Source organism: Dietzia sp. CW19, from assembly GCF_014145265.1.
Classification (GTDB): Bacteria; Actinomycetota; Actinomycetes; order Mycobacteriales; family Mycobacteriaceae; genus Dietzia; species Dietzia natronolimnaea.
On record NZ_JAALEE010000152.1, the window covers coordinates 1 to 7,622 of the forward strand.

The window sequence follows — 7,622 nt, forward strand, 5'->3', positions numbered from 1 at the left end:
GCCAGGCCGGTGCCGCCGCCGCACCGGCGGCCCGCACCCCCCTGGGCTCCGCCACCGAGACGATCCCCCGGCGGATGGACGCCAACGGGGAGTCCCCCCTGGCGGACGTCATCGCCGACTGCCAGCTCCACGCCACGCGGGGCCGTGGCGCACAGCTCGCGCTGTCCAACCCGGACTCGCTGCGCACGGACCTGCCGCAGGGCCCCCTGGACTACGCGACCCTGCACACCGTGCAGCCCTACGGCGACCGCCTCTACCTGGTGACCGTGACCGGCGAGGAGCTCCAGGCGGCGTTCGACCACTTCGCCGACGACATCGGCGACAACGGCCCGGCGGTCTCGTCCAACGTGAGCTACACCGTGGATGCCCGTCGACCGGTCGGTGCCAGGGTCACCGAACTCCGCGTCGACGACGAACCGGTCGATCCGGCCCGCGAGTACACCGTCGTGGTCAACGAGTTCATCGCCTCACCGGAGTTCAACGGTTCGCCCCTCGCCGAGCGCGGGGATCGCCGTGAGGCCGGCCTCACGGACATCGACGCCCTGCTCCGGTACGTGGAGGACGAGGGCCCGCTGAGCGCCCCGGAGCCCGGACGGGTCCGGGTCGTCCGGTAGCGACCACCTCCCACACCGGGGGCCTCCTTAGTAATATCGCGTCGTGCATTCTAAGATGGATTTCATTACCCGATCCGGGCCCCCCACCGGACCGACGCGATCGGCTGACGCATCCAGCACAAGCCGGTCCACCCTCGACCTGAACTCTTCCTGAGAAAATGGGTGCCCATGCCACAGCGACGACGTTGGTCACCGCCGATGAGAGCCGCGCGGATCAGCATGGGTCTGACCACGGTCCTGGCGGTGGGGTCCGCATGTGTCTCCACCGGCGCGGCGCCGGTCGTGGTGACCGACCCGGGTGCCCCGGCGAGGCTCGACGAGGTGACCGTCCAGCGGTTCGAGTACCCCACGCACGACGCCCCGGATCCGGAGCAGAACTGGGCTGACCTCTACCTCCCGGCCGGGGAACAGCGGGTCGACTCGATCCCCCTGGCGGTCCTCATCCACGGCGGGGCGTGGCAGGACCAGATCGGGGCCGACTCCTTCGATCCGCTCGCCCGCAAGCTCGCCAGCCGCGGCATGGCCGTCTACAACATCGAATACCGACGCGTGGGGTCGGGCGGCGGATGGCCGACCACCTTCCACGACGTCGCGAGCGCACTGGACCATGTGGTCGAGGTGGACAAGAGGTTCCCGCAGATCACCACCGACGACGAGCTGGTGGTGGGACACAGCGCGGGAGCCCAACTCGCCGTGTGGGGCGGCACCCGACACCTGCTGGACGACGACGAGGTCGGCGCGAAGCCCGAGTTCCGCCCGACGCGGGTGGTCTCGATCGCCGGCCCCCTGGACATGGTCTACGCGGCCACCCACGGCGACGACAGGATCGTCACGGCGATGGGTGGCACCCCGTCGGAGGTCTCGGGGAGGTACGCGAAGGTCGACCCCATCCAGAACATCGACCCCGGCACACCGGTGGTCGCGATGCACGGGGCCCGCGATGTGACCGTGGCGCCCGAGAACTCCCAGCGGTACGTGGACGCGGTCACCCGGGCCGGCGGGAAGGCCAAGATGATCCTGTTCAACGACGAGGACCACGTCTCGCTCGTGTCCGGGGACTCCCGCGCCTACCCCCGGGTGCTCGAGATCATCCGCCACGTGTCGGCGGCGAACCTGCACGAGACGACCGCCTGACCGCGATCCCGCGGGCGGCGGACCGGCGGTCAGGCCCCCTGACAGTTGGAGGCGGGGGCGACGCCGGCGAACCGGTCGGTGAGGAACTGGGCTGTCTGCGCCTGGAATGGCACGAAGGCCTCGGAGTGGCCGAGGCGGTCGTACTGCGCGTAGGTGACGGCGACCCCGCGGGTGCAGTACTCGTGCGCCAGGCCTGCGACGTCCGCGGTCACCATGACCGAGTCGCCGATCCCGTCGACGTTGCCCACGGCGAGCAGCATCGGAACCCGTGGCGTGCCCGTCGTGCCCATCACGTTGTCCCCGATCGCACTCACCACCGCCGGGATGTCCAGAAGGGACGTGTACGGGGCGCGGACCATCTGGGCATCGGTGAGTCCGGGGTAGTCGGCGGCGAAGGCGTTGATGCACTGAGAGCTGACCGTCTCGACGAGCTGTCGGCCGTAGTCCGACAGGAAGCTGACCGTGTCCAGTCCGTACGCGCGCTGATAGGACACGACCAGCGCGGGGATGACCCCAGCCCACGAAGTGCTCCCGCTCACGTACGGGAGGTTGTGAGCCACGTTCACCGGGAGCCCTCCGGCGGCCGCGCCGACGATATTGAGTTCGGGCGCGTAGGTCGGCGCCATCTCGGCGCCCCACTGGGTGGGGACGGACCCGCCGGAGTATCCGACCAGTCCGACCGGGGTCGAGGCGGGTAGTCCGAGGTGGTCGATGGTCGCGCGGACCCCGTCCAGGGCGGCGTAGGCGGACTGGCGCCCGATCGTCCACTCCAGGTCGGGACCCTCGTAGTCGGGGACGACGACGGTGTAACCGGCCGCGAGGTACCCGGCGATCACCCCCTGTTCCGCGATCCCCGCCTGGCTGGGCGTTCCGTTCCCGGTCAGGGTGTAGGAGGGGTCGCATTCGGAGCCCAGGGCGTCGTAGGCCATGTGGTAGGAGATCAGCCTGGCGGGCCCCGGGACCAGCGGTCTGAGGATCGTCGCGACGGTGGCGCTCGGGCCGCCCGCCTGGTCGGTCGTCCGGTAGAGCACCTGGGTGCTGGTGAGCGGGGTGGCGCGTTCGAGCGAACCGTAGGACATCGATCTGCTCTCGATCACCGTCCCCGGCGCGAGATCGGCGATCGGCCCGTCGGGAGTGTAGAACGGGTCGGCGGACGGGAGCGGCACGGGCGGCGGGGCGGCGGACTGAGCCGCCGCGGATCCCACCCCGGCGACGAGACCCGCGCAGAACAACAGCAGGAGGGCGAGGGCGCACGCGGCACCCCGACGCGTCTGACGGATGGCGGTCCTGGTCCCGGTCATGGCGCACTCCCGGCGTCTCGTCGCGCTCGACGGATGGTGCGGTGGGGACCGGGTCGCCGGTCGACAGCGGTGGACGGACCCGCACGCTCACTACGATGCTGTCGCAGATCATCCCAGCAGCACACGCGGTTTGTAAACAGGTCGTTATGCGCCCGGTCCGCATCGTCGCGATCACCGGCGTGACCCCGATGCGTGTCCGCACTCAGCAGTCGAGCTCGTTGAGCAGATCGACCGCCGCGCGCGTAGTCGCCGATCCACCGGTCGTGGATACGCTTGATCGGCAGCGGCGCGAGCGACAGGTGTCGCTCGCGACCGGTCCTGCTTCCCGTCACCAGGTCAGGGCCCGCTAGAGCACACGGGCACCGGTTCACCAGCAGTGTCGCGGCGAACTTCACCGCCAGAGGCCTATGACCCTGGATCGAGTTCTGGTGTCTGGGCGGGTGACCGCAGGTCGCGCCGGCAGTATGCCGCGAGCGCGCTACCCCCGGTTGGCCGTCATCACCACCTCGGCCGGGTTGGGGACGACTCCGACGTCGGGAACCAACTTGGCCTGGCGCGTACCGGGTACCGCGCGCGGTTGCGCGCCAGCAGTTACATCTGAAAAGGATCAGCGCTGGTCAGCACGCTGAAGGGCCCGGGCGGGCAGCTACCCACTAAAGGGATGACGCCCGCTTCGCCCAAAACGGCACGTACTGCATGTGCCGCCTGCCAGCGTCGGGGTCATGGGGAGCGATGACCCCGGCATCTAGCGCATCACGGATGTACGAAGACGCAGTTGAGGACTCCCTGTCCCCAAGGCCGAAGCGCTCACGAACTGACGAGTTGACCGCTCGTTCACCGCTCACGTATCTCAGGCAGGCGTGAAGGTAGACGGCGCGCACCCGTTCCTCGCGGTCCATCGACCGTGGGTCCTTATGGGCGTAGAGAACGACTGTCGTGTGGTTCTCATCGACCCGGATCAAAGGCGCTGGCAACTGATGAAACTCAATCTCGGCTGCGATCCGATCCCAGCCACTGCCTCGTTCCTCACAAATATGGCACCGTCGCATCATCGATGCGAGCTTCTCATTTCTCGACCTCGGCGCGGCATCGACGAAACGAGCGGGGTCAATAAGGGGCGTTCCAGGATTCGTTATTTCCAGACGATCATCGTAAAGTTCAATCATCGGGCCGGCACCGCCGATAGAGAAGTCCTGATGAACCAACGCATTGGCAACGAGCTCACGTATCACAGTAGGAGGAAACATGCTCACTTCGGTGCGCAACGCTTTTCCAATTACTTCGTTCGCTGGCAATAGGCTATCAATATACGAAACCAGACCTTCGAAACCGCACGCGTACCCCCGTGCCCCCAGTTGTTCGCGTTCGGCAGTCAGTTTATTCTTGCCGCGGTACTTCACAACCCGAGCCGCCTTACGCTCAAGAGTCGGGTAATCAGTCAGCGCATTCGAGAAAAGCAGAGCTCCGAGGTTGGTGACGGCATACCGCCCCGTGGGTTCTTGCTCGAGGATCTTACTACCCACCAGAGCTTCTAGCACTACAGAAAGCTCGGATGGAGCCGGAAGTTTCTGGAGTTCGAAGTAGACACTGAAATCGATCGCCTTAAGCGCTTCGGCTTCTGCCAAGCCCCCAGTCACCACTCTGTACTCGAACGGTACCTGGTCGAGATTGCGGTACAACTGACGCGCCTCCGCTGGGTGGTCACTTAGCTTCTTCTTGTGGCTACCTATCCGGATGTACGACGTGCCGCTGAATTGCACCGGAGAATGGCTAGCCGCGGCGATCTCAAGGATGACAAATCGCATCCCCTGAACTTGACCTACCTTGTACGTGAGTCCAGGGTCAGGCTCCAATAAACCGGTCACCCAGGGCTCGAAACTCTGGTTTCCCTTCTTCAGGATGGTGTGGTCGAATTTCGTGCCTACCAGTTTGTGTGTGCGGTCCTCAACACCCCAAACAAGATACGCACGAGCTTCACCGTGGAGAGCAGCAGAATTGGCCAGCGCGGAAATGTACTGGCCAATCTCATGGGGGTCGGACAAACCCACTTTGAACTCGAGCCACTCACATTCCTGCGGCTGCGCTCGGAGTCGCTCGAGCAACTCGCCGAACGCGTCTCCTCCCAGGGGGACCGATGACATATTCACTCCGCAACCCTATCCAAGCGCGGAAGGCGGTGCGCCCGAAGCTCGATTGGCTCCATTTCGGACAGCAGGGATCGTAGGAAGCGCCTGTCAAGGACGGTCTACATCCAGTCAACCGGGCAGCCGAAGCCCAGCCTGGTTGCGTGAGGCCCGAGAAGGGAGTGGCCAAGATCAGCCACGAACGCCAGCCTTGACCCCGAAACCCTGCTTGAGCAGCACGTCCTGTGACCAACGGCGGAAGTGGAGGGATTTGAACCCCCGGTGCTGTTGAGGCACGCTCGCTTTCAAGGCGAGTGCATTCGGCCGCTCTGCCACACTTCCTCGTCGTCCGCCACGACACGCTCGAGTGCGTGGTTCCACGTGGAACACGCGGAGACGACGGTGCTCATCGTAGTGGACCCCGCCCGCCCGCACCCAGCCCGGCTGCCGACCGGGGCCATCGCGGCTACGGTCGAGGGCATGAAGGCCATCGAGTATCGCAACGGTCCCGATTCCCTCCGTCTGACGGAGGTCGACGATCCGATCCCCGGTCCCGGCGAGGTGCTCGTCGACGTGGCGGCCACGGCCGTCAACCGCGCCGACCTGCTGCAGTCCAAGGGGCACTACCCGCCCCCGCCCGGTGCGTCGGAGATCCTCGGCCTCGAGTGCTCGGGGCGGATCTCCGCCGTGGGCGAGGGCGTCGAGGGCCTGGCCGTCGGCGACGAGGTGTGCGCCCTCCTGGCCGGCGGCGGGTACGCCGAGAAGGTGGCCGTGCCCGCCGGACAGGTCATGCCCGTGCCGGTCGGGGTGTCGTTGCACGAGGCCGCGACCCTGCCCGAGGTGGCCTGCACGGTGTGGTCCAACCTCGTCATGACGGGCGGGCTCGGCCGCGGCGTCCTGACACCCAACACCCGCTGGGGCGACTCGGAGCTCGGGGCCCCGCGGGTGCTGATCCACGGTGGGGCGGGTGGCATCGGCTCCCACGCGATCCAGGTCTGCCGCGCGCTCGGCGCCCGCGTGGCCACCACCGCCGGAGGTCCCGAGAAGGTCCGGAAGTGTCGCGAGCTCGGCGCCGACCTGGCGATCGACTACCGCGAGGACGAGTTCCCCGACCGGGTCAGGGAGTGGACCGACGACGACGAGAGAGGCCGTGGCGTCGACCTGATCCTCGACGTGATGGGCGCGAAGTACCTCGAACCCAACATCGCCTCACTCGCCCCGGACGGCCGACTGATCGTGATCGGCATGCAGGGCGGGGTGAAGGGCGAGCTGAACCTGGGAGCCCTGCTCCCGCGCCGCGCCGGTGTGCTGGCCACCAATCTCCGGGCCCGCCCGGTGGACGGTCCCGGCGGCAAGACCGGCATCTGCCGGGAGGTGGTGGACCACGTCTGGCCGATGATCGCGGCGGGAGACGTGACCACCCGCGTCTCGCGTGAGATCCCGCTGGAGCGGGCAGCGGAGGCGCTGGGCCTGCTCGAGTCGGGCGAGAGCCACGGCAAGATCCTGCTGACCGTCGACTGATCACTGACCGTCGAGTGATCCCTGACCGTCGAGTGACCGAGGAGGAACTGACGATGGCCGCCACCGCAGACGCCGACGACCCCGGTGCCGAGCACGGTCCAGCCACCTTCATGACCGCGAGTCGCACGATCCCGGCGTCCGCGTCGGAGGTCTTCGCGCTGCTGGCCGATCCGACCCGCCACAAGGACACCGAACCCGGGGACTGGGTACGCGACGCGGTCACGACGGAGGCCATCAGCGGGGTCGGGGACGTCTTCGCGATCACCATGTACAGGGAGGCCGGGGGCGGTGACTACGTCATACACAACGTGGTCACGGCATTCGAACCGGACCGCACGATCGAATGGGAGCCCGGCCGGACCGACGAGGCCGGTCACCTCTCCACCGGCGGGTGGAGTTGGCGATACGACCTGGCCCCGGCGGGCGCGTCCACCGAGGTCACCCTCCGGTACGACTGGACCCGCACACGGGAGGGGTTCGCCGCCGAGATCGGCGGGATGCCGCCGTTCGGACGCGATTTCCTCGAGGCGTCACTGGCCTCGCTCGAGGCGGCGTTGGCGAACTGAACCCGTGCGATGCTCTCGTGCGATGCTCTCGTGCGTTGAGCCGGCGCGGTGAGCGGGTACGACGGTCAGCCCGCCGGGAGGTGGTCCAGCATCTCGAGCACCTCGTCGCACCAGCTCACCCACGCCTGCTCCACCTGGATGCCCAGCGTGAGCACCCGGTGCTGCAGGAGGTCGCGGGCGTCCCCCGGGTCGGGCCGGGCGAAGTCCCTGTCCTCGATCTCGCGGTAGCGGCGGAAGTTGGCGGCCCGCTGGTCGCGGTGGTGCGTCAGCGCCTCCCGGACCTCGTGGACCGCCCCCGTCGCGGCCGCGGCGCGCACCCGCACCGCCATGGTGGACCGCATCGGGTCGGGCTCGTCCGGCTCA

General features: G+C 67.7%; 7 protein-coding genes, 1 tRNA gene and 1 pseudogene. 5 read left to right on the forward strand and 4 right to left on the reverse strand.

Going from position 1 to position 7,622, the window contains the following annotated elements; translation table 11 throughout:
- Both G6021_RS05385 and G6021_RS05390 read left to right on the forward strand, forming a co-directional pair.
- Positions 1-614, forward strand: a 614-nt coding sequence (locus G6021_RS05385; protein WP_182640804.1) for a 5'-nucleotidase, incomplete at its 5' end; no start/stop codon positions are given.
- Between the two features lie 219 nt (positions 615-833).
- Positions 834-1,748, forward strand: a complete 915-nt coding sequence (locus tag G6021_RS05390) for a prolyl oligopeptidase family serine peptidase (protein WP_182639939.1) — start codon at positions 834-836, stop codon at positions 1,746-1,748.
- Positions 1,749-1,777: 29 nt separating this feature from the next.
- On the opposite strand, the gene G6021_RS05395 is transcribed toward G6021_RS05390, so the two are convergent.
- On the reverse strand, positions 1,778-3,049 hold the full coding sequence (locus G6021_RS05395; protein WP_182639940.1) for a lipase family protein: 1,272 nt from the start codon (positions 3,047-3,049) through the stop codon (positions 1,778-1,780).
- 95 nt (positions 3,050-3,144) lie between these two features.
- Here G6021_RS05395 and G6021_RS05400 point away from each other — a divergent pair, with 95 nt between their 5' ends.
- Positions 3,145-3,399 (forward strand): hypothetical protein, encoded by a 255-nt coding sequence (locus tag G6021_RS05400; protein ID WP_182639941.1) that lies wholly within the window; start codon positions 3,145-3,147, stop codon positions 3,397-3,399.
- Positions 3,400-3,702: 303 nt separating this feature from the next.
- Here the strand turns inward: G6021_RS05400 and G6021_RS05405 are convergent, their stop codons facing one another.
- Both G6021_RS05405 and G6021_RS05410 read right to left on the reverse strand, forming a co-directional pair.
- Entirely contained in the window at positions 3,703-5,190 is a 1,488-nt protein-coding gene (locus G6021_RS05405) for an ATP-binding protein (protein ID WP_182640806.1), read from the reverse strand.
- A gap of 238 nt (positions 5,191-5,428) precedes the next feature.
- Positions 5,429-5,514, reverse strand: a tRNA-Ser gene (locus tag G6021_RS05410).
- A 138-nt stretch (positions 5,515-5,652) separates the two neighbouring features.
- Between G6021_RS05410 and G6021_RS05415 the strand changes: the two genes are divergently transcribed.
- Together G6021_RS05415 and G6021_RS05420 are read left to right on the forward strand one after the other, a co-directional pair.
- Positions 5,653-6,693: an NAD(P)H-quinone oxidoreductase gene (locus G6021_RS05415; protein ID WP_182640805.1), complete on the forward strand. Its 1,041-nt coding sequence runs from the start codon at positions 5,653-5,655 to the stop codon at positions 6,691-6,693.
- 53 nt (positions 6,694-6,746) lie between these two features.
- A complete protein-coding gene (locus G6021_RS05420) occupies positions 6,747-7,259 on the forward strand; it encodes an SRPBCC family protein (protein ID WP_342744881.1) in 513 nt (170 codons plus the stop codon).
- 65 nt (positions 7,260-7,324) lie between these two features.
- On the opposite strand, the pseudogene G6021_RS05425 reads toward G6021_RS05420, so the two are convergent.
- A pseudogene (locus G6021_RS05425) lies at positions 7,325-7,622 on the reverse strand (PadR family transcriptional regulator); the annotation flags it as partial.